This window comes from Enterobacter quasiroggenkampii (genome assembly GCF_043972695.1).
GTDB lineage: Bacteria > Pseudomonadota > Gammaproteobacteria > Enterobacterales > Enterobacteriaceae > Enterobacter > Enterobacter quasiroggenkampii.
The window spans coordinates 426,928-448,266 of sequence record NZ_CP143745.1; the positions used below are offsets into that span (position 1 = coordinate 426,928).

The 21,339-nt window shown below is 54.4% G+C and carries 16 protein-coding genes, 4 tRNA genes, 3 rRNA genes and 1 riboswitch; of the genes, 4 read left to right on the forward strand and 19 right to left on the reverse strand.

Going from position 1 to position 21,339, the window contains the following annotated elements:
* Positions 1-3: 3 nt before the first annotated feature.
* From ilvM to ilvL, 4 genes are all read right to left on the reverse strand, one after another.
* Complete coding sequence (gene ilvM / locus V1572_RS02105; protein ID WP_006179206.1) at positions 4-267, reverse strand: acetolactate synthase 2 small subunit; 264 nt, start codon at positions 265-267, stop codon at positions 4-6.
* Positions 264-1,910 (reverse strand): acetolactate synthase 2 catalytic subunit, encoded by a 1,647-nt coding sequence (gene ilvG / locus V1572_RS02110; protein ID WP_262805978.1) that lies wholly within the window; start codon positions 1,908-1,910, stop codon positions 264-266. Before ilvG ends, ilvM begins: the two co-directional genes overlap by 4 nt.
* A gap of 2 nt (positions 1,911-1,912) precedes the next feature.
* Positions 1,913-1,963 (reverse strand): peptide IlvX, encoded by a 51-nt coding sequence (gene ilvX, locus V1572_RS02115; RefSeq protein WP_166792073.1) that lies wholly within the window; start codon positions 1,961-1,963, stop codon positions 1,913-1,915.
* An 86-nt stretch (positions 1,964-2,049) separates the two neighbouring features.
* Positions 2,050-2,148 (reverse strand): ilv operon leader peptide, encoded by a 99-nt coding sequence (gene ilvL / locus V1572_RS02120; protein WP_001311244.1) that lies wholly within the window; start codon positions 2,146-2,148, stop codon positions 2,050-2,052.
* A gap of 340 nt (positions 2,149-2,488) precedes the next feature.
* On the opposite strand from ilvL, the gene V1572_RS02125 reads away from it, so the two are divergent.
* Positions 2,489-4,009, forward strand: a complete 1,521-nt coding sequence (locus tag V1572_RS02125) for a YifB family Mg chelatase-like AAA ATPase (RefSeq protein WP_262802648.1) — start codon at positions 2,489-2,491, stop codon at positions 4,007-4,009.
* Positions 4,010-4,039: 30 nt separating this feature from the next.
* Here the strand turns inward: V1572_RS02125 and V1572_RS02130 are convergent, their stop codons facing one another.
* Positions 4,040-4,378: a DUF413 domain-containing protein gene (locus tag V1572_RS02130; protein ID WP_008501577.1), complete on the reverse strand. Its 339-nt coding sequence runs from the start codon at positions 4,376-4,378 to the stop codon at positions 4,040-4,042.
* A 118-nt stretch (positions 4,379-4,496) separates the two neighbouring features.
* On the opposite strand from V1572_RS02130, the gene hdfR reads away from it, so the two are divergent.
* Positions 4,497-5,318, forward strand: coding sequence for an HTH-type transcriptional regulator HdfR (hdfR, locus tag V1572_RS02135; protein WP_032675646.1), 822 nt, complete (start codon positions 4,497-4,499; stop codon positions 5,316-5,318).
* A 99-nt stretch (positions 5,319-5,417) separates the two neighbouring features.
* Here the strand turns inward: hdfR and V1572_RS02140 are convergent.
* The 9 genes from V1572_RS02140 to btuB form a co-directional block, all read right to left on the reverse strand.
* Positions 5,418-5,493 (reverse strand) — tRNA-Trp (locus tag V1572_RS02140).
* Between the two features lie 53 nt (positions 5,494-5,546).
* Positions 5,547-5,623: transfer RNA gene (locus tag V1572_RS02145), tRNA-Asp, on the reverse strand.
* A gap of 56 nt (positions 5,624-5,679) precedes the next feature.
* Positions 5,680-5,795: ribosomal RNA gene (rrf, locus tag V1572_RS02150) — 5S ribosomal RNA — on the reverse strand.
* A gap of 70 nt (positions 5,796-5,865) precedes the next feature.
* Positions 5,866-8,769: ribosomal RNA gene (locus tag V1572_RS02155) — 23S ribosomal RNA — on the reverse strand.
* A gap of 171 nt (positions 8,770-8,940) precedes the next feature.
* Positions 8,941-9,016: transfer RNA gene (locus tag V1572_RS02160), tRNA-Ala, on the reverse strand.
* A 43-nt stretch (positions 9,017-9,059) separates the two neighbouring features.
* Positions 9,060-9,136, reverse strand: a tRNA-Ile gene (locus V1572_RS02165).
* A 70-nt stretch (positions 9,137-9,206) separates the two neighbouring features.
* Positions 9,207-10,748, reverse strand: a 16S ribosomal RNA gene (locus V1572_RS02170).
* The 16S, 23S and 5S rRNA genes sit together here with 4 tRNA genes alongside, the layout of an rRNA operon.
* 383 nt (positions 10,749-11,131) lie before the next feature.
* The gene (gene murI / locus V1572_RS02175; RefSeq protein WP_048028420.1) at positions 11,132-11,983 is read right to left on the reverse strand and encodes a glutamate racemase; all 852 of its coding nucleotides are present in this window, start codon (positions 11,981-11,983) and stop codon (positions 11,132-11,134) included.
* Positions 11,928-13,775 carry a TonB-dependent vitamin B12 receptor BtuB gene (gene btuB / locus V1572_RS02180; RefSeq protein WP_395299663.1) on the reverse strand — a complete coding sequence of 616 codons (1,848 nt, stop codon included), beginning with the start codon at positions 13,773-13,775 and terminating at the stop codon, positions 11,928-11,930. The genes murI and btuB overlap by 56 nt, the downstream gene beginning before the upstream one ends.
* Before the next feature lie 65 nt (positions 13,776-13,840).
* A riboswitch (cobalamin riboswitch) is annotated at positions 13,841-14,017 on the reverse strand.
* Positions 14,018-14,121: 104 nt separating this feature from the next.
* On the opposite strand from btuB, the gene trmA reads away from it, so the two are divergent.
* Positions 14,122-15,222: a tRNA (uridine(54)-C5)-methyltransferase TrmA gene (gene trmA / locus V1572_RS02185; protein WP_023333837.1), complete on the forward strand. Its 1,101-nt coding sequence runs from the start codon at positions 14,122-14,124 to the stop codon at positions 15,220-15,222.
* 88 nt (positions 15,223-15,310) lie between these two features.
* Here trmA and V1572_RS02190 read toward each other — a convergent pair whose 3' ends face one another.
* Both V1572_RS02190 and fabR read right to left on the reverse strand, forming a co-directional pair.
* A complete protein-coding gene (locus V1572_RS02190) occupies positions 15,311-15,670 on the reverse strand; it encodes a YijD family membrane protein (protein WP_008501783.1) in 360 nt (119 codons plus the stop codon).
* 9 nt (positions 15,671-15,679) lie between these two features.
* Positions 15,680-16,318 (reverse strand): HTH-type transcriptional repressor FabR, encoded by a 639-nt coding sequence (gene fabR, locus V1572_RS02195; RefSeq protein ID WP_008501784.1) that lies wholly within the window; start codon positions 16,316-16,318, stop codon positions 15,680-15,682.
* A gap of 196 nt (positions 16,319-16,514) precedes the next feature.
* Between fabR and sthA the strand changes: the two genes are divergently transcribed.
* A complete protein-coding gene (sthA, locus tag V1572_RS02200; protein WP_008501785.1) occupies positions 16,515-17,915 on the forward strand; it encodes a Si-specific NAD(P)(+) transhydrogenase in 1,401 nt (466 codons plus the stop codon).
* Here sthA and oxyR read toward each other — a convergent pair.
* The 3 genes from oxyR to argB form a co-directional block, all read right to left on the reverse strand.
* Positions 17,889-18,815 carry a DNA-binding transcriptional regulator OxyR gene (oxyR, locus tag V1572_RS02205; protein ID WP_044597477.1) on the reverse strand — a complete coding sequence of 309 codons (927 nt, stop codon included), beginning with the start codon at positions 18,813-18,815 and terminating at the stop codon, positions 17,889-17,891. The genes sthA and oxyR overlap by 27 nt on opposite strands.
* Positions 18,816-19,109: 294 nt before the next feature.
* The gene (argH, locus tag V1572_RS02210) at positions 19,110-20,483 is read right to left on the reverse strand and encodes an argininosuccinate lyase (RefSeq protein ID WP_395299664.1); all 1,374 of its coding nucleotides are present in this window, start codon (positions 20,481-20,483) and stop codon (positions 19,110-19,112) included.
* A gap of 77 nt (positions 20,484-20,560) precedes the next feature.
* Positions 20,561-21,337, reverse strand: coding sequence for an acetylglutamate kinase (gene argB / locus V1572_RS02215; protein ID WP_086374972.1), 777 nt, complete (start codon positions 21,335-21,337; stop codon positions 20,561-20,563).
* Positions 21,338-21,339: the final 2 nt, after the last annotated feature.

Below are 21,339 nucleotides of genomic sequence, written 5' to 3' on the forward strand. Positions count from 1 at the left end.
CGCTTAAGCGCGGATTTGTTGTGATGTGGTTGTGCTCTGGCAGATGGCAACATGGGCAACGTCTACCAGCTTTGATAACTGACTAAACAGTAAGTCGACCGACCGCGGGCTGGCAACGGTTAATTCGATACTGATATTTTGGGCGTCAGTGGCCGTCTCCATATTCATAGAGCAAATCTGAAAACCACGATGACGCACCACACGCAAAACGCGTTCTAAGGTTTCCGGGTTGAAGCGAGCCTGTACGGCGACCTGATGCTGCATCATGATAATTTCTCCATCATTTGTGAGTTACTGGCACCAGGCGGTACCAGCGGCCAGACGTTCTCGAGTTCGTCGATTGAGACATGAAGCAGGTAAGGCCCCTCGCTGTTCAGCATGGTGTCGAGCGCCGCTTCAACCTGATCTTTACGGGTGATGTGCTGACCAGGGATGCCAAAAGCGCTGGCCAGCGTGAGGAAATCGGGGTTATCGGTAAGGGTCGTTTCGCTGTAACGCTCCTGGAAGAACAGCTGTTGCCACTGGCGAACCATCCCTAAACGCTGGTTGTCGAGCAAGACGATTTTCAGCGGTAACTGCTTGCGCTTAACGGTGCCGAGCTCCTGAACGTTCATCATGAAGGAGCCGTCACCGGAGATACAGATTACGGTATCGTTCGGGCGGGCAACCTGTGCGCCAACGGCGGCTGGCAGACCGAAGCCCATCGTCCCTAACCCGCTGGACGTGATGAAGTTCTCCGGACGGGTGTAGGTCATATGCTGGGCTGACCACATCTGATGCTGGCCGACATCGGTCGTCACCACGCTGTTTGCCGGTTTACGGTCGGACAACTGCTTCAACAGCAGCGGCGCGTAGATGGCCTCGCCCGGATGATCGTAACGCCAGGCGTGTTCAGCGCGCATATCGGCGGTGTGCTGACGCCATGCGTTGATATCCAGCGGCTGCTGCAATGCCGGTAACAGCGCGTTGAGATCGCCCTGCAGCGCGACGTGCGCCTGACGCAGCTTGTTCATCTCCGCCGGGTCGATGTCCATATGGATCACTTTGGCGTTCGGCGCGAAGGTATTCAGCTTGCCGGTAACGCGGTCGTCAAAACGGGCACCGACGGCGATGAGCAGATCGCACGCCTGCACCGCCAGGTTTGCCGCTTTAGTGCCGTGCATCCCGAGCATGCCCAGATAGTACGGGTAGTCTGCATCTACCGCACCCAACCCTTTCAGCGTGCAGGTGGCAGGCATTTGCGTTACCGCAATAAATTCACGCAGGGCGGGAACGGCCTGCGCCATGCCTACGCCACCGCCCACGTACAGCATCGGCTGTTTTGCCTGCGCCAGCATCTGACGCGCCTCTTCAACTGCCGCATGCGGAAACGCGTCGTCGCTTCCAACGGTGGAGAAGTGCGGCTCCAGTACGCCGAGTGCGACCTGGATATCTTTCGGGATATCCACCAGAACCGGGCCAGGGCGGCCAGAGCTGGCTACCTCGAATGCTTCAGCCATGACGCGTGGCAGCTCTTCCAGTGACTGAACGAGGAAACTGTGTTTGGTGCAGGCCAGCGATAAACCCAGTACATCGACCTCCTGAAAAGCGTCGGTACCGATGAACGGAGACGCCACCTGCCCGGTGATGGCGACAACGGGAACAGAATCCAGCAGCGCGTCAGCCAGGCCGGTGATCAGGTTAGTTGCGCCAGGGCCTGACGTCGCCATACACACGCCGGTTTTACCGGTCGCGCGGGCGTAGCCAATGGCCGCCATCACTGCGCCCTGCTCGTGTCGGCACAAGAGATGTTCCACGCCGCCGTCATACAGTGCATCGTAAATCGGCATAATTGCGCCACCCGGATAACCGAATACTGTCTCGACTCCCTGCGCGCGCAACGCATGTACTACCCACTGTGCCCCATTCATAGTTAGTTCCCCGTCATAAATCGGGAGAAACAGAATTTTGTGCTAGTCGTCATTCTCTGCTCCTCATCTGCGTTTTTTAGTCATAAAAAAACCCCCGGACCTTTCGGTGCGGGGGTCTTAGTTCGTTAAGGCTTGATTTCTAAGCCTTTCCTCGTCCAAGTGCAGCCCCGCACGGTGGGATAATAATCACCACCACGCTAATCACGACCAGGCTAATCACTCGTAGAAGGGCTGTCATTTTCAGTTCTTTTTGCATCTTGTTCGAAGGAATACCTAAAGAGTTATCACAGTTTTCAAATTAAACACAAGATTTATTTATGACGGATTTGGTTAGCCCGCGAATCATATTTCTTAAAAGCGTTGTTTTATATACGGAAATTAGAAAATGAATATTTTTCATTTTTTTACTGTGGTGCTAACCGTCAAAACAGGATTTTTTCGTTCTGCGAGGAGCTTTCCACGATTATGAAATTGTTGCAATGCGCCATTAAAATACCTGAACATGCGGCGTAAATTCACGAAATTGCAGTAAACAAACATAACGAGCACTGGCATAGTCACACCAGGAGGTAGTGCAAATGTCACTGTCAGTTGTTTATACGCGTGCGGCCCTCGGGGTAAAGGCACCGCTTGTTTCCGTAGAGGTGCATTTGAGTAATGGACTGCCCGGACTCACGCTTGTCGGGTTACCTGAAACGACGGTTAAAGAAGCCAGGGATCGCGTCCGTAGCGCAATAATAAATAGCGGTTATACCTTCCCTGCGAAGAAGATCACCATCAACCTTGCTCCCGCCGACCTGCCTAAAGAAGGGGGACGATACGATTTACCTATCGCAATTGCCCTTCTCGCGGCTTCTGAGCAGCTTAATACGACAAGGCTAGGCTCGTATGAGTTCGTGGGTGAACTCGCGCTCACAGGCGCGCTGAGAGGCGTTCCCGGCGCGATATCGGGAGCGCTGGAGGCCATACGATCAGGCCGGCAAATCATTGTGGCCAATGAAAACGCATCAGAAGTGAGTCTTATCGCGGAAAAAGGATGCCTCATCGCGGGACATTTACAGGAAGTTTGTGCCTGGCTGGAAGGACGGCATGAACTGTCCGAACCGGAGGAGTGTGACGAGGTTATAGCCGACGTCCCGGAGGATCTCAGCGAGATTATGGGGCAGGAGCAAGGGAAGCGGGCGCTGGAGATTACGGCCGCAGGTGGACACAATCTTCTGTTGATTGGCCCGCCAGGTACGGGGAAAACGATGCTGGCGAGCAGGCTGAGTGGGTTACTTCCACCGCTCAATAACCATGAAGCGCTGGAAAGCGCTGCCATCTATAGCCTCATCAGTTCTGCATCGTTGCAAAAACAGTGGCGCCGTCGTCCTTTTCGTTCCCCGCATCATAGCGCTTCACTGACGGCGATGGTCGGCGGCGGGTCTATCCCCGGCCCGGGAGAGATCTCACTGGCGCACAATGGCATTCTGTTTCTCGATGAGCTGCCCGAGTTTGAGCGCCGCGTGCTGGATGCGCTGAGAGAACCTATTGAATCTGGCGAAATACATATCTCGCGCACTCGGGCCAAAATAAGCTATCCCGCGCAGTTTCAACTGGTCGCTGCGATGAATCCCAGCCCGACGGGCCACTACCAGGGCAACCATAACCGCTGTACGCCGGAGCAGACGCTGCGCTATCTGGGAAAGTTATCCGGTCCGTTCCTCGACCGTTTCGATTTATCTCTCGAAATCCCGCTTCCTCCTCCGGGCCTCCTCAGGCAGACGGGCATCACGGGTGAAAGCTCTGCGAAGGTACGCGAGCGGGTGATCGCCGCCCAGGCACGACAGTACACTCGCCAGAACAGGCTAAACGCGCGGCTGGATAATGCCGGGATCCGGCAGTTTTGTGCCCTTAACAGTGAGGATGCGGTATGGCTGGAGGAGACGTTGACGCGCTTTGGGCTATCTATACGTGCGTGGCAGCGTTTGCTAAAAGTGGCCAGAACCATTGCTGACGTGGAGGGATGTACTGACATTGAGAGGAAACACTTGCAGGAGGCGCTGAGCTATCGCGCTATCGATCGTTTGCTGCTGCATCTGCAGAAGTTGCTAGCATAAAAAAAGGGGCCGTAGCCCCTTCTTATCATCTTAGTCATCAGACTCGGTGTAGTCTTCTGCACCTTCCATCTGCGGCTTACCGCCAGACAGCGTATGGAAGCGCTTTGGACGCTTAATGCGTGCCATATACTTGATCCACACACGTTCCGCTTCAGACTGCGGCTCACGCTCACCACGGCAAACAGAAACAAACTGTTTTTCGTCTTCGGTTGCAGGTTCACGCTTACCCAGATCCAGCTCGTTAAAGGCATAACCATGGCGCTCAAGCAGTTGAGCTTCTTTGATGGTGAAATCGCCGTGACGAGAGAACCCGCGCGGATAATGTTTATTGTCGAAAAAACGATTAGTCGTCGTAAAGCTTTCCGCCATCCTACACGCTCCTAATTCTTTGGCCGAGCTATTTATGGCGCGGAGTATTAGTTACGCTTGACAGAGTGTAAAACAAAACATTTAAATCATAACGACAAATAATTTTGCGGAGAAAGATGTGGATACGGAATTGCTTAAAACTTTCCTTGAAGTGAGCAGAACACGCCACTTTGGGCGAGCAGCGGAAGCCCTTTACCTGACGCAGTCAGCAGTCAGTTTTCGTATTCGACAGCTGGAAAATCAACTGGGTGTGAATCTTTTTACCCGCCATCGCAACAATATTCGCCTCACGCCCGCCGGTGAAAAACTGCTGCCGTACGCAGAAACGCTGATGAATACCTGGCAGGCGGCACGCAAAGAGGTTGCACATACTTCGAGGCATAATGAGTTCTCGATAGGGGCCAGCGCTTCCCTGTGGGAATGTATGCTAAGTCAGTGGCTTACCCGGCTTTATCAATCTCATAGCCACCTGCAATTTGAAGCCAGGATTGCGCAACGGCAGTCGCTGGTTAAGCAACTTCATGAGCGTCAGCTTGATCTTCTGATCACAACCGAAGCCCCCAAGATGGACGAATTTAGCAGCCAGATCGTCGGTCAGTTTGGCCTGGCGCTGTATGCCTCTGAACCGTCGATGATGAAGGCAGACCTGACCTATTTGCGCCTCGAATGGGGGCCAGATTTTCAGCAGCATGAGACGGGATTGATTGCACCTGATGATGTTCCACAGTTAACGACCAGCTCTGCGGAGATCGCCTGTCAGCAACTGCCCTTGCTGAGAGGTTGTACCTGGTTACCTGTTCGCTGGGCAGACACTAAAGCGGGGCTGCATACGGTGTTGGATTCCACCACGCTTACCAGACCGCTGTATGCGATTTGGCTGCAAAACAGTGATAAGCAGTCACAGATAAAAGATCTGTTAAAAATCAATGTAATGGATTGATACATCAGCCAGCAGGAATGCTGGCTGAATAGTAAGAAGAGGCGTTTTTACAGGATTACGGGCAAAAAAAAATCCTTTGCCGAAGCAAAGGATTATATATGGCAGGGGCGGAGAGACTCGAACTCGCGACACCCGGTTTTGGAGACCGGTGCTCTACCAACTGAGCTACGCCCCTAAAGTTTTTTGCCATTAAGCCTGCCAGTAAGGCAGGCTTAATGTCTTAATAAGTGGCGGAACGGACGGGACTCGAACCCGCGACCCCCTGCGTGACAGGCAGGTATTCTAACCGACTGAACTACCGCTCCACCGAAGACTGCTTGTAACCACCGGATTAATGCACCGGCTTACTACTTAATTTGATGCCTGGCAGTTCCCTACTCTCACATGGGGAGACCCCACACTACCATCGGCGCTACGGCGTTTCACTTCTGAGTTCGGCATGGGGTCAGGTGGGACCACCGCGCTAAAGCCGCCAGGCAAATTCTGTTTAATCTGTATCAGGCTGAAAATCGTGTCTGTCTCGTCGCCAAAACATCTTCGGCGTTGTAAGGTTAAGCCTCACGGTTCATTAGTATCGGTTAGCTCAACGCATCGCTGCGCTTACACACCCGACCTATCAACGTCGTCGTCTTCAACGTTCCTTCAGGAGACTTAAAGTCTCAGGGAGAACTCATCTCGGGGCAAGTTTCGTGCTTAGATGCTTTCAGCACTTATCTTTTCCGCATTTAGCTACCGGGCAGTGCCATTGGCATGACAACCCGAACACCAGTGATGCGTCCACTCCGGTCCTCTCGTACTAGGAGCAGCCCCCCTCAATTCTCCAGCGCCCACGGCAGATAGGGACCGAACTGTCTCACGACGTTCTAAACCCAGCTCGCGTACCACTTTAAATGGCGAACAGCCATACCCTTGGGACCTACTTCAGCCCCAGGATGTGATGAGCCGACATCGAGGTGCCAAACACCGCCGTCGATATGAACTCTTGGGCGGTATCAGCCTGTTATCCCCGGAGTACCTTTTATCCGTTGAGCGATGGCCCTTCCATTCAGAACCACCGGATCACTATGACCTGCTTTCGCACCTGCTCGAGCCGTCACTCTCGCAGTCAAGCTAGCTTATGCCATTGCACTAACCTCCTGATGTCCGACCAGGATTAGCTAACCTTCGTGCTCCTCCGTTACTCTTTGGGAGGAGACCGCCCCAGTCAAACTACCCACCAGACACTGTCCGCAACCCGGATTACGGGTCTACGTTAGAACACCAGCCATTAAAGGGTGGTATTTCAAGGACGGCTCCACGCAGACTGGCGTCCACGCTTCAAAGCCTCCCACCTATCCTACACATCAAGGACCAGTGTTCAGTGTCAAGCTATAGTAAAGGTTCACGGGGTCTTTCCGTCTTGCCGCGGGTACACTGCATCTTCACAGCGAGTTCAATTTCACTGAGTCTCGGGTGGAGACAGCCTGGCCATCATTACGCCATTCGTGCAGGTCGGAACTTACCCGACAAGGAATTTCGCTACCTTAGGACCGTTATAGTTACGGCCGCCGTTTACCGGGGCTTCGATCAAGAGCTTCGCGTTGCCGCTAACCCCATCAATTAACCTTCCGGCACCGGGCAGGCGTCACACCGTATACGTCCACTTTCGTGTTTGCACAGTGCTGTGTTTTTAATAAACAGTTGCAGCCAGCTGGTATCTTCGACTGATTTCAGCTCCACCCGCAGGGGCTTCACCTACATATCAGCGTGCCTTCTCCCGAAGTTACGGCACCATTTTGCCTAGTTCCTTCACCCGAGTTCTCTCAAGCGCCTTGGTATTCTCTACCTGACCACCTGTGTCGGTTTGGGGTACGATTTCGTGTTACCTGATGCTTAGAGGCTTTTCCTGGAAGCAGGGCATTTGTTACTTCAGCACCGTAGTGCCTCGTCATCACACCTCAGCGTTAAAAGGTACCGGATTTACCTGGAACCTCCGCCTACATGCTTAAACCGGGACAACCGTCGCCCGGCTAACATAGCCTTCTCCGTCCCCCCTTCGCAGTAACACCAAGTACAGGAATATTAACCTGTTTCCCATCGACTACGCCTTTCGGCCTCGCCTTAGGGGTCGACTCACCCTGCCCCGATTAACGTTGGACAGGAACCCTTGGTCTTCCGGCGAGCGGGCTTTTCACCCGCTTTATCGTTACTTATGTCAGCATTCGCACTTCTGATACCTCCAGCATGCCTCACAGCACACCTTCAACGGCTTACAGAACGCTCCCCTACCCAACAACACATAGTGTCGCTGCCGCAGCTTCGGTGCATGGTTTAGCCCCGTTACATCTTCCGCGCAGGCCGACTCGACCAGTGAGCTATTACGCTTTCTTTAAATGATGGCTGCTTCTAAGCCAACATCCTGGCTGTCTGTGCCTTCCCACATCGTTTCCCACTTAACCATGACTTTGGGACCTTAGCTGGCGGTCTGGGTTGTTTCCCTCTTCACGACGGACGTTAGCACCCGCCGTGTGTCTCCCGTGATAACATTCTTCGGTATTCGTAGTTTGCATCGGGTTGGTAAGCCGGGATGGCCCCCTAGCCGAAACAGTGCTCTACCCCCGAAGATGAGTTCACGAGGCGCTACCTAAATAGCTTTCGGGGAGAACCAGCTATCTCCCGGTTTGATTGGCCTTTCACCCCCAGCCACAAGTCATCCGCTAATTTTTCAACATTAGTCGGTTCGGTCCTCCAGTTAGTGTTACCCAACCTTCAACCTGCCCATGGCTAGATCACCGGGTTTCGGGTCTATACCCTGCAACTTAACGCCCAGTTAAGACTCGGTTTCCCTTCGGCTCCCCTATACGGTTAACCTTGCTACAGAATATAAGTCGCTGACCCATTATACAAAAGGTACGCAGTCACACCACGAAGGTGCTCCCACTGCTTGTACGTACACGGTTTCAGGTTCTTTTTCACTCCCCTCGCCGGGGTTCTTTTCGCCTTTCCCTCACGGTACTGGTTCACTATCGGTCAGTCAGGAGTATTTAGCCTTGGAGGATGGTCCCCCCATATTCAGACAGGATACCACGTGTCCCGCCCTACTCTTCGAGTTCACAACCTGTGTGTTTTCGTGTACGGGACTGTCACCCTGTACCGTGCGACTTTCCAGACGCTTCCACTAACACACAAGCTGATTCAGACTCTGGGCTGCTCCCCGTTCGCTCGCCGCTACTGGGGGAATCTCGGTTGATTTCTTTTCCTCGGGGTACTTAGATGTTTCAGTTCCCCCGGTTCGCCTCGTTAACCTATGTATTCAGTTAACGATAGTGCAACGAATTGCACTGGGTTTCCCCATTCGGACATCGCCGGGTCAAAGGTTCATATCACCTCGCCGGCGCTTTTCGCAGATTAGCACGTCCTTCATCGCCTCTGACTGCCAGGGCATCCACCGTGTACGCTTAGTCGCTTAACCTCACAACCCGAAGATGTTTCACTTCTGATTGCGAAAATTTGAGAGACTCGAACACACCATTAAAGATGTGTCGTTTCAATTTTCAGCTTGATCCAGATTTTTAAAGAGCAAAACTTCGCAGTGCACCTTTTCAGGTTCACTCTGAAGTTTTCTTGGGTTCGCAGTAAAAGATGGTGGAGCTATGCGGGATCGAACCGCAGACCTCCTGCGTGCAAAGCAGGCGCTCTCCCAGCTGAGCTATAGCCCCATCGTTTTGCAATCTCTGTACCGCTCATCCTTTAAAAGGAGTTTGGTAGGCCTGAGTGGACTTGAACCACCGACCTCACCCTTATCAGGGGTGCGCTCTAACCACCTGAGCTACAAGCCTGCAGAGATTTTTACTGCTGTTTTTTCATCAGACAATCTGTGTGAGCACTACAAAGGCAGGTTCTTTAAGGTAAGGAGGTGATCCAACCGCAGGTTCCCCTACGGTTACCTTGTTACGACTTCACCCCAGTCATGAATCACAAAGTGGTAAGCGCCCTCCCGAAGGTTAAGCTACCTACTTCTTTTGCAACCCACTCCCATGGTGTGACGGGCGGTGTGTACAAGGCCCGGGAACGTATTCACCGTAGCATTCTGATCTACGATTACTAGCGATTCCGACTTCATGGAGTCGAGTTGCAGACTCCAATCCGGACTACGACGCACTTTATGAGGTCCGCTTGCTCTCGCGAGGTCGCTTCTCTTTGTATGCGCCATTGTAGCACGTGTGTAGCCCTACTCGTAAGGGCCATGATGACTTGACGTCATCCCCACCTTCCTCCAGTTTATCACTGGCAGTCTCCTTTGAGTTCCCGGCCTAACCGCTGGCAACAAAGGATAAGGGTTGCGCTCGTTGCGGGACTTAACCCAACATTTCACAACACGAGCTGACGACAGCCATGCAGCACCTGTCTCAGAGTTCCCGAAGGCACCAATCCATCTCTGGAAAGTTCTCTGGATGTCAAGAGTAGGTAAGGTTCTTCGCGTTGCATCGAATTAAACCACATGCTCCACCGCTTGTGCGGGCCCCCGTCAATTCATTTGAGTTTTAACCTTGCGGCCGTACTCCCCAGGCGGTCGACTTAACGCGTTAGCTCCGGAAGCCACGCCTCAAGGGCACAACCTCCAAGTCGACATCGTTTACGGCGTGGACTACCAGGGTATCTAATCCTGTTTGCTCCCCACGCTTTCGCACCTGAGCGTCAGTCTTTGTCCAGGGGGCCGCCTTCGCCACCGGTATTCCTCCAGATCTCTACGCATTTCACCGCTACACCTGGAATTCTACCCCCCTCTACAAGACTCTAGCCTGCCAGTTTCGAATGCAGTTCCCAGGTTGAGCCCGGGGATTTCACATCCGACTTGACAGACCGCCTGCGTGCGCTTTACGCCCAGTAATTCCGATTAACGCTTGCACCCTCCGTATTACCGCGGCTGCTGGCACGGAGTTAGCCGGTGCTTCTTCTGCGGGTAACGTCAATTGCTGAGGTTATTAACCTCAACACCTTCCTCCCCGCTGAAAGTACTTTACAACCCGAAGGCCTTCTTCATACACGCGGCATGGCTGCATCAGGCTTGCGCCCATTGTGCAATATTCCCCACTGCTGCCTCCCGTAGGAGTCTGGACCGTGTCTCAGTTCCAGTGTGGCTGGTCATCCTCTCAGACCAGCTAGGGATCGTCGCCTAGGTGAGCCGTTACCCCACCTACTAGCTAATCCCATCTGGGCACATCTGATGGCAAGAGGCCCGAAGGTCCCCCTCTTTGGTCTTGCGACGTTATGCGGTATTAGCTACCGTTTCCAGTAGTTATCCCCCTCCATCAGGCAGTTTCCCAGACATTACTCACCCGTCCGCCGCTCGCCGGCAAAGTAGCAAGCTACTTTCCGCTGCCGCTCGACTTGCATGTGTTAGGCCTGCCGCCAGCGTTCAATCTGAGCCATGATCAAACTCTTCAATTTAAGTTTGATGCTCGTGAATTAAACTTCGTAATGAATTACGTATGTTCACTCAGAGACTTGGTATTCATTTATTGTCCGAAGACATTAAGAATCCATGTCACTTTGAGTGCCCACACAGATTGTCTGATAAATTGTTAAAGAGCAGTTGCAACGCGGCGTTAAGCTCACCGTTGCGAGGTCCCGTATATTACGTTTTCCTCATTCAGAGTCAAGTGATTATTTTCGCTTTTCTCTGTTGGCGTTCATCTCTGAACCCCGCTAACCCGGCGGCCTGTAAGCCGTTGTTCCGTGTCAGTGGAGGCGCATTATAGGGAGTTCTCAGACGTTGACAACCCCTCTTTTAAAAAAAACTTTCAACCGTCTCTTTTTTGCTCAAAACCGTGCTATAGCGCCAGTTTTTCGAGCGTTTCAAAGCCATAACGGCGTAAAACGGGTAAAAGTTGTTCAGTTTCTTTTGTTAACGCCATACAAAACGCGATATTCGCATCGGTAGATTTCGCATCCGGGGCTTCATGCTCCAGCAACCATGCCGTACGACGGGCAATAGCCGCTCCGGAATCCACCAGGCGCGTCCCCTCCGGCAGTACCTCTAATAGCTCTTCCTGGAGTAGCGGGAAGTGGGTACAGCCCAGCACAACGGTATCCGGGGGTTCGGGCATCCTCAGCCACGGACGAAGAATACGACGCAGCTCGTCGAGTGATACCGACTTGCCATGCAGCTTCGCTTCCGCCATCTCCACCAGCTCAGCCGAACCGAGCATCGCAATCTGGCATTCATTAGCGAAACGGTCGATCAGCTCGCGGGTATAAGGACGCTTTACCGTGCCTCGCGTGGCCAGCAAGCCCACAATGCCGTTCGCTGTCAGACGCGCGGCAGGCTTTATTGCAGGAACGACGCCCACAACCGGGAACTGGAATTTTTCACGCAGGGCGGGAAGAGAAACGGTGCTCGCCGTGTTACACGCGATGACAGCCAGCGCAAGGGGATAGCGCTTTTGTACCGCAGTGACGATTTCCACCACGCGCTCGACAATAAAATCTTCGCTCTTTTCCCCGTACGGGAAAGCGACGTTATCGAAGGCGTAGATGTAATGGAGATCCGGCAGGAGATGCCGAATCTCATCATAGACCGAAAGCCCACCGACGCCGGAATCAAACACCAGCACGGTGGGACGCGGATTAGAAGGTGTAGCTGCCAGACAAGGTGTATTCCCGTCCTGCAGTTTGGTAGCCATAAACTGTCTCGTAATCTTTATCGAACAGGTTGGCTATTTTACCACGAACTGTAAGGTGTGAGGTGACAGGATACGAAACTGCGACATCCCACAGGCTTACACCGCCCATTTTTACTTTCTCAGACGGGTAAGTACCAAAGTCAGTGTCGTAACGCGTACCGAGATAGTGATAAGTCAGGCTCCAGTCGAAATCATAGATCTGCGTGTCGAGCTGATATTTCACCTGCTGCTTAGCACGACGGTCCAGAAGTTCGTTGGTTGCAGCATTGCGGGCATCCACGTAGTCGTAGCCAACGGTGTGCGTCAATGGCCCCGTGTCAAACGATGCTGTCGCTTCCACACCTTTAATGCGCGCTTTACCGACGTTGTAATATTGCTGGAGATTATTATCGAAGTCGATGAGATTATCAACGTCATTACGGTAGCCGGATACGCGCCAGCTCACGCCTGCCGTCAGGCCTTCAAACGCACCTTCCCACTGTTTGCTCTCTTCTGGATCAAGATGGTCATTGCCATAGAAACCATAGAGTTGACCCAGATTCGGTGCTTTATAGGCCGTACCATAAGAAGCAACGAAGCGGTAACCCTCCACGAACTCCCAGGCCGCACTGCTTTGCCAGGTGCCATGACGACCGAACTGAGAGTTGTCATCGCTGCGAACCGCCCCTTCCAGGGTGAAGTCACCAAACTGCTGCAGCCCGGTCAGGTAGACGCCGGTGTTACGCAGGTCGTAGCCGTTGGTCACGTAGTTTGTACCCGGCTCGGTGCTCTGCTTCTGCCAGTCAACGCCCGCGCCAATGTTCCCTTGGCCAACATCAACGGAGTTGAGCCACTGGACATTGTACTGCTTGATTTCATCCAGCGTGGCTGTCGAATCGTAGCGGCCTAAATTCGGGTCGTAGTTATAGTCCTTGCTGTGGCTATAGCTGGTGAGCAGCTGTGAATGGAAGATGTCATCATTGAAGCGCAATCCTGCATCCCAGGTCTGACTATAAAGCTGGCGGGTATCGACCAGTACGTCAGGGGTAAATGAGCTGTAGTAACCGTCGTAGGCAGTACGGTTGCTGTAGCCAAAGCCGCGAACAAAACCGCTCCACTGGTCTGAGAATGCGTGATCCAGTGCGCCGTAGAGCGTTTTATTCATAAAGCCGTCGCGATCGGTCTGGGCAAGGCCACCATTGTTGCCATCCGCAACCACATCAAACCCTTTGGTATAGGTGTAATCACCCGCAAGCGTGACGCGCGTGCTGTCGCCCAGTGTTTGCTGAGTACTGCCACCATAATTCTGGTAGCCGTGCGAGCCTACGCCAGCATTCAGCGTGGTACCGTCCGTCGCGCGAGTGGTAATAATGTTTACGACGCCGCCGATCGCGTCCGAGCCGTATACCGCCGAACGCGGTCCACGAACATATTCGATTCGCTGTACCAGGGAGATTGGGAACTGGCTGAGATCGGACGACCCCGTGACGCCCGCCTGGTTCAGGCGGATCCCGTCAACAAGGATCAGGACGTGGCTGGAGTTGGTGCCACGGATAAAGAGAGAAGAGAGTTGCCCCATCCCGCCATTTTGCGCCGTATCCACGCCGGGCAGGCGACGCATAACATCCAGGAGCGAGGTTGACTGCCAACGATCAATATCGGCACGCGTAACAACCGTGTTTGCAGCCAGAATAGTTTTTTCAGGTTGTTCAAAACGATTTGCCGTCACCACCAACGAGTCTGCGCTATCCTGCGCCCAGCCCGAAAATGCCGTGACGGACAACGCCGTCAACAGCGATACTTTTTTAATCATTGTTAAAGCATCCACAATATAAGAAGGATGCCGCAGGCCTCATCGATAGCACGCGATGATGAAACCAAATGCGACGTGATCCCGGCAGGTCTTCGGGCTAGGTGGCTATATAAGGATGAAGACTTCCCATTTTCACAGTGTCTACAACGCTCATCCCGCCAGTCTTTACCGCTGCGCGTCAGCTCCAGATTTACACTGGATTCCCTTTTCACTCTCAGGAGACCGGAAACAGAATGCTACAATTAGACACGTATGGATGTCCAGACAGCTATTGGCCATTAAATCTGGACATCCCCTGAACAATCCCTACAATCGCCGCGTAATTCTTTATCACTCAGGACGCATCATGACCCCAGAACACCTCCCGACAGAACAGTACGACGCGCAGCTGGCAGAGAAAGTTGTCCGCCTGCAAAGTATGATGACGCCTTTCAACGCGCCCGTTCCCGAGGTGTTCCGCTCTCCTGTCAGCCACTACCGCATGCGTGCCGAGTTTCGCATCTGGCATGACGGTGACGACCTGTACCACATCATTTTCGATCAGCAGACGAAGTCCCGTATCCGCGTGGACAGCTTCCCGGCAGCGAGTGAGCTCATTAACCAATTAATGACGCTGATAATGGACGGCGTGCGTAACAACCCGGTACTGCGTAACAAGCTTTTCCAGATTGACTACCTGACCACGCAAAGCAATCAGGCGATTGTCTCCCTGCTGTACCACAAAGCCCTGAACGACGAGTGGCGCGAGCAGGCGGAAGCGCTGCGCGATGCGCTGCGTGCGCAGAACATCAACGTTCACCTGATTGGCCGCGCGACAAAAACCAAAATCATGCTGGATCAGGACTACATCGACGAGCGTCTGCCGGTGGCGGGTAAAGAGATGGTGTATCGTCAGGTCGAGAACAGCTTCACCCAGCCGAACGCTGCAATGAACGTGCAGATGCTGGAGTGGGCGCTGAAGGCGACGGAAGGATCAACGGGCGATCTGCTTGAGCTCTACTGCGGTAACGGCAACTTCTCGCTGGCGCTGGCGCGTAACTTCGATCGCGTCCTGGCAACGGAAATCGCCAAACCGTCGGTTGCCGCCGCGCAGTACAACATTGCCGCCAACCATATCGACAACGTGCAGATCATTCGTATGGCCGCAGAAGAGTTCACGCAGGCGATGAACGGCGTTCGCCAGTTTAACCGTCTGGAAGGCATCGATCTGAAGAGCTACCAGTGTGAGACAATTTTTGTCGACCCGCCGCGCAGTGGCCTGGACAGCGAAACCGAGAAGATGGTGCAGGCGTACCCGCGTATTTTGTACATCTCCTGTAATCCGGAGACGCTGTGCAAGAACCTGGAAACGTTAGGCCAGACGCACAAGGTTGAACGTCTGGCGCTGTTCGATCAGTTCCCGTATACGCACCATATGGAGTGCGGTGTACTGCTCACGGCGAAGTAATGTGGCCTTGTAGGGCAGGTAAGCGAAGCGCCACCTGCCAAAAAGCCGGATGGCGCTTCGCTTATCCGGCCTACAATGACAAAAACCTTTATTCCGGTAACTGGCTTTTACGGCTACGCATGCGCGAGCCAATCCAGAACACCAGCGCCACAGACAGTACCGCAGGGAAGAAGTTAGAGCCGATATCCGGATACTCCGCGCGCACCACCGTGCTGTACAACAATACGCCCAGAATAAAGCAGGCGGCGGCCAGCCCCGGTAACCCCACCGGCATGGTGCGGTTCAGGTAGCGTTGATGCAGGCAGTACACCGTCAGCACCAGCGCAATCAGCGGGAAAATCGAAAACGGCACGATGGAGCTAAAAATAGCGGCGAACGTACCATTAATGGATAAGCCAGCGATCAATGCCAGCAACAGCGTCCCTTTATCCTGACCTGACTGTTTCATTACTCACCTTCACTCTTCGGTTTGATGTGCCAGTTTCTCTTGTTCACGGCGATACCAGTAGTACGCGCCTTTGGAGATCATCCTGAGCTGCAATACCAGTCGCTCTTCAAGCTGCTTGCGTTGTTCAATGCTGACATCCAGCGCTTCGGCACCTGCGCTGAAAACAATCGTCACCATCGCCTCGGCCTGTGCTTCGGTAAACGCACGCGGCATATGGTTTTCGAGTTCAAGATAGTCGGCAAGTTCCGCGATGAAGTGCTGAATTTCGCGCGCGACGGCGGCACGAAACGCCGCCGACGTGCCCGAACGCTCGCGCAGAAGCAGACGAAACGCGTTGGGGTTATTGCCGATAAATTCCATAAAGGTCGACACGGAGGTACGGATCACGCTGCCCCCTTTGGCGATACGCTGACGCGCCTGGCGCATCAGCTGGCGCAGCATCAAACCGCTCTCGTCGACCATGGTCAGGCCCAGTTCATCCACATCACGGAAGTGACGATAGAAGGACGTTGGCGCAATCCCGGCCTCGCGTGCGACTTCGCGCAGGCTCAAACTGGCAAAACTTCGCTCAGCACTCAGTTGACTGAATGCGGCTTCCACCAGCGAACGCCGGGTTTTCTCTTTTTGTTGTGCTCTTACGCCCATCACGATAGTTGAATCCTTCCAAAGGCCTGATGGCACTATACCAGAGAATAAAATTAATCTGTTTGCCTGGCTTTGTGAATGATTGTTTACGTGCGGTTTGTGCTCCACTGCCGGAAAAAAGCACAACGATAATTGGGTTACTCTGGCAATGATGTTATGATTCTGTTGCTTTTATGTATAAGAACAGGTAAGCCTTGCCATGCCACATTCCTACGATTACGACGCAATAGTTATTGGTTCCGGCCCCGGCGGCGAAGGCGCTGCTATGGGTCTGGTGAAACAGGGAGCCAGAGTAGCGGTCATTGAGCGCTACCATAATGTCGGCGGCGGTTGCACCCACTGGGGCACCATCCCTTCGAAAGCCCTCCGCCACGCCGTTAGCCGCATTATCGAATTTAACCAGAACCCTCTTTACAGCGACCACTCCCGACTTCTTCGTTCCTCCTTTGCCGACATCCTGAACCACGCGGATACCGTCATTAACCAGCAGACGCGCATGCGTCAGGGGTTTTATGAGCGTAACCACTGTGAAATTTTGCAGGGCAACGCGCATTTTGTGGATGAACACACCCTGGCACTCGAATGCCACGACGGGTCGGTTGAAACCATCACCGCTGAAAAATTTGTGATTGCCTGCGGTTCACGCCCATACCATCCGGCCGACGTGGACTTCTCGCACCCGCGCGTCTACGACAGCGACTCGATTCTGAGCCTGCACCATGAACCCCGCCACGTCATTATCTATGGCGCAGGGGTCATTGGTTGCGAATATGCGTCGATCTTCCGCGGAATGGACGTCAAAGTTGACCTGATCAACACTCGCGACCGCCTGCTGGCCTTCCTCGATCAGGAGATGTCGGACTCCCTCTCCTACCACTTCTGGAACAGCGGCGTGGTCATTCGCCACAACGAAGAGTACGAGAAGATCGAAGGCTGCGACGACGGGGTGATCATGCACCTCAAGTCCGGCAAGAAGCTGAAAGCGGACTGCCTCCTGTACGCCAACGGCCGTACCGGCAACACCGATTCCCTGCAGCTGGAAAATATAGGGCTTGAAACCGACAGCCGCGGTCAGTTGAAGGTCAACAGCATGTATCAGACCGCCCTGCCGCACGTTTACGCGGTCGGCGACGTCATTGGCTATCCAAGCCTGGCCTCAGCCGCTTACGACCAGGGACGCATTGCGGCTCAGGCGCTGGTGAAAGGCGAAGCGACGGCGCATCTGATTGAAGATATCCCGACGGGCATCTACACCATCCCGGAAATCAGTTCCGTAGGGAAAACCGAGCAGCAGCTGACGTCAATGAAGGTGCCTTACGAGGTGGGTCGTGCGCAGTTTAAACATCTGGCGCGGGCGCAAATCGTGGGGATGAGCGTGGGTACACTGAAAATTCTGTTCCATCGCGAGACGAAAGAGATCCTCGGGATTCACTGCTTTGGTGAACGCGCCGCGGAAATCATTCATATCGGCCAAGCCATCATGGAGCAGAAAGGTGGTGGTAACACCATTGAGTACTTCGTTAACACCACCTTTAACTACCCGACCATGGCGGAAGCCTACCGGGTAGCGGCACTAAACGGCCTGAACCGCCTGTTTTAACGCGCTGTCAAAATGGCCATCCATCGCACCACGGATGGCCTCTGCCAGCTGCTCATAGCGGCTACGCAGCGGTGACCCAGGGCGATAGACCAGGCCAATCGTACGACGCGGCTCTGGTTTAATGCACGGCAAGTAGACCACGCCATCACGTTTACGCTCGTGCGGTACCGCCAGCGCAGGCAGCAGCGTAATACCGCTTCCCGCCGCGACCATATTACGCAGCGTTTCCAGGCTGGTTGCGCGGAAATGGGTATCCTCATCCGCACCCGCTTCGAAGCAGAAGCCCATCGCCTGGTCGCGCAGGCAGTGGCCATCTTCCAGCATCAGCAGCTTTTCACCCGCCAGATCGGCCATCGGCACGCGATCGCGGTTCGCCCACGGGTGATCTTCATAGATCGCCAGCATCATCGGCTCATCGAACAGCGGCACTTCAATAAAGGCTTCACTCTCTTTTACCAGTGCCAGAATGGCGCAGTCGAGCTTGCCGCTGTCCAGCTGTGCCAACAGCTGATGGGTTTGCGCTTCGTGCAGGTACATTTCGAGTTTCGGGAACGTCTGGTGCAGCATCGGAATGATGTGCGGTAACAGGTACGGGCCAACGGTTGGGATCAGGCCAATATGCAGCGGGCCGGACATGGCCTCCCCCTGCTGGCTTGCCATTTCCTTGAGCACTTTGACCTCGCGCAGCACGGTGCGCGCCTGATCCACCAGCAGAAGACCTGCCTGTGTGAACAGAACCTTACGACTGGTGCGCTCCAGCAGCATCACGCCCAACTCGTCTTCCAGCTTGCGGATCTGGCCGCTCAGCGTGGGCTGGCTGACGTGGCAGGAATCTGCCGCGCGGCGAAAGTGACGATGCTCGGCTAACGCTACCAGGTATTCAAGATCACGAATATTCATTATTTATCCTCCGTCGCCACGATAGTTCATGGCGATAGATAGCATAGCAACGAACGATTATCCCTATCAAGAATTCTGTTGAATAATACACCACATAGACGAGGCGGCACGTGTTTGACCCTTGACGTCCCCGCACCGTCAGCGAGTTTCTCTCAAAACTCGAACAACTAAAGCCAACGTGAACTTTTGCGGACCCCGTGGTCCGCTTTTTTTTGCGTAAAAAAGCCCAACTCAGGGTTGGGCTGGGGTTTTGTAGGTCGGGTAAGGCGAAGCCGCCACCCGACGTTTCAGGCATCAAATCAGTCGGTTTTTCGCATCCGCAATCGCCTGCGCCACCTGCTTAGGCGACACGCCGCCTTTCGCCGCACGCTTATCCAGGCAGGACTGCAGCGCCAGTATTGGATACACATCATCCCCGATAACCGCGCTGAATTTCTGTAGATCGGCCAGCGCCAGATCTTCCAGCGGTTTACCCTGACGAATGGCTTCCACTACCGCTTCACCGACAATATGGTGCGCTTCACGGAACGGTACGCCCTTCGCCACCAGGTAATCCGCCAGCTCGGTCGCGTTCGCATAGCCCTGCTGCGCCGCTTCCTGACAGCGCGGACGCTTCACCTGAATGCCATCCAGCACCAGCGCGCCCATATGCAGACAGTCCAGCCAGGTGTCGAGCGCGTCGAACAGCCCTTCTTTGTCTTCCTGCATATCTTTGTTGTACGCCAGCGGCAGCCCTTTCAGGGTCATCATCATGCCGGTCAGTGCGCCCTGCACGCGGCCACATTTCCCGCGGATCAGCTCCAGCGCGTCCGGGTTTTTCTTCTGCGGCATCAGCGAAGAGCCGGACGTCACACGGTCAGACAGCTCGACGAAGCCCGCTTCGCCGGAGTTAAAGAAGATCAGATCTTCGGCAAAGCGCGACAGGTGCACCATACCGATAGACGCGTTAGAGAGCAGTTCCAGCACGTGGTCACGATCGGAGACGCTATCCAGGCTGTTACGGGTAGCGGAGGCAAAGCCCAGCCAGCCTGCCAGCTGTTCACGGTCGATTCCGTAAGCGGTACCCGCCAGCGCGCCGCTGCCCAGCGGGCTGACGTCCAGACGCTTCAGGGTATCCTGCAGACGGCTTTCGTCACGCGCCAGCATCTCTACATAGGCCAGACACCAGTGCGCAAAGGTCACCGGCTGCGCGCGCTGCAGGTGGGTATAGCCCGGCATCACCGCGTCCTGATTATTCTGTGCGGTCTCCACCAGCGCGGTCTGCAGCTGACGGTTAGCCGCCAGCAGTTCGCCAACGGTATCCTTACACCACAGCTTCAGATCGGTGGCGACCTGGTCGTTACGGCTCCGGCCGGTATGCAGCTTTTTACCCAGCTGGCCGACCTTGTCGATCAGTTTACCTTCCACCCAGCTGTGAATATCTTCGGCATCGCTTTGCAGAATTTGCTGCGGATCCAGACGCACTTCTTCCAGCAGATTGTTGAGCGCCTCTTCCAGCTGCAGCTGTTCCTCTGGGGTCAGCACGCCCACCGTCACCAGCGCTTTGGACCAGGCCACAGAGCCGACAATATCCTGTTCGGCCAGGCGGTAGTCGAAGCGCAAAGAGTCGTTGAACTGTTTGAACCGCTGATCCGCTGCCTGTGTAAAACGCCCACCCCAAAGTGCCATAACATGCTTCCTTAATATCTTTGAATTTCATTGCCCGGTGGCGCTGCGCTTACCGGGCCTACAAAACATTAAATCGATTACGCTAAAATACGCGTGCCAATCGGCGTGCCGTTAAACAGCGCCGGGAGCTGCTCCGCGTGACGCCAGGAGGCGATATCTACCGGGCGACCCAGCGTGCGTGCCGCATCCAGCGCGGCGTTCACTTTGACGATCATGCCGTCGGTGATGATGCCCTGCGCAATCAGCTGCTCGGCTTTCTCTGCCGTCATTTCTGCGATGCGCTGGCCTTTTCCGTCCAGAATGCCGCTCACGTCGGAGAGCAGGATCAGGTCCGCACCCAGCGTTGCCGCCAGTGCGGTTGCCGCCTGGTCAGCGTTAACGTTCATCAGCTCACCCTCTTCGGTCACGCCGATAGAGCTCACCACCGGCAGGAAACCGCCTTCCAGCAGCGTGTTAATCAGCTTAGGCGAACCCGGCTGCGCCAGTCCAACATGACCAAGCGCTTCGTCGAGCTGGGTCACTTTTACGCTGTCGCCATCGCCCAGATAGAGGCCAACGGAGGCAATGTGGTGTTTCTTCGCCCAGGACAGCAGGGTTTTGTTCGCCGTACCCGCCAGCGCACCGGTGATAATGTCAATCTGATCCGCAGGCGTCACGCGCAGGCCGTTTTTCTTGATCACCGGCAGGTTGAGCCCTTTCATCAGCTCATCCACCACGCAGCCGCCGCCGTGCACAATCACCAGTGGACGTTGGTGTGATTCGCGATAGTTCACCAGCGCGGTAAACAGACGCTCCAGCGCTTCTTCGCTGTCCAGCAGTACACCACCGAGTTTGATAATTAATGGGTTCATCATCA

Excerpts from the sequence above, each read along its gene's own strand:
- ilvM (WP_006179206.1), bottom strand. The coding sequence starts at position 267 with ATGATGCAGCATCAGGTCGCCGTACAGGCTCGCTTCAACCCGGAAACC.
- ilvG (WP_262805978.1), bottom strand. The coding sequence starts at position 1,910 with ATGAATGGGGCACAGTGGGTAGTACATGCGTTGCGCGCGCAGGGAGTC.
- ilvL (WP_001311244.1), bottom strand. The coding sequence starts at position 2,148 with ATGACAGCCCTTCTACGAGTGATTAGCCTGGTCGTGATTAGCGTGGTG.
- V1572_RS02125 (WP_262802648.1), top strand. The coding sequence starts at position 2,489 with ATGTCACTGTCAGTTGTTTATACGCGTGCGGCCCTCGGGGTAAAGGCA.
- V1572_RS02130 (WP_008501577.1), bottom strand. The coding sequence starts at position 4,378 with ATGGCGGAAAGCTTTACGACGACTAATCGTTTTTTCGACAATAAACAT.
- murI (WP_048028420.1), bottom strand. The coding sequence starts at position 11,983 with ATGGCTACCAAACTGCAGGACGGGAATACACCTTGTCTGGCAGCTACA.
- btuB (WP_395299663.1), bottom strand. The coding sequence starts at position 13,775 with ATGATTAAAAAAGTATCGCTGTTGACGGCGTTGTCCGTCACGGCATTT.
- trmA (WP_023333837.1), top strand. The coding sequence starts at position 14,122 with ATGACCCCAGAACACCTCCCGACAGAACAGTACGACGCGCAGCTGGCA.
- V1572_RS02190 (WP_008501783.1), bottom strand. The coding sequence starts at position 15,670 with ATGAAACAGTCAGGTCAGGATAAAGGGACGCTGTTGCTGGCATTGATC.
- sthA (WP_008501785.1), top strand. The coding sequence starts at position 16,515 with ATGCCACATTCCTACGATTACGACGCAATAGTTATTGGTTCCGGCCCC.
- oxyR (WP_044597477.1), bottom strand. The coding sequence starts at position 18,815 with ATGAATATTCGTGATCTTGAATACCTGGTAGCGTTAGCCGAGCATCGT.
- argH (WP_395299664.1), bottom strand. The coding sequence starts at position 20,483 with ATGGCACTTTGGGGTGGGCGTTTTACACAGGCAGCGGATCAGCGGTTC.
- argB (WP_086374972.1), bottom strand. The coding sequence starts at position 21,337 with ATGATGAACCCATTAATTATCAAACTCGGTGGTGTACTGCTGGACAGC.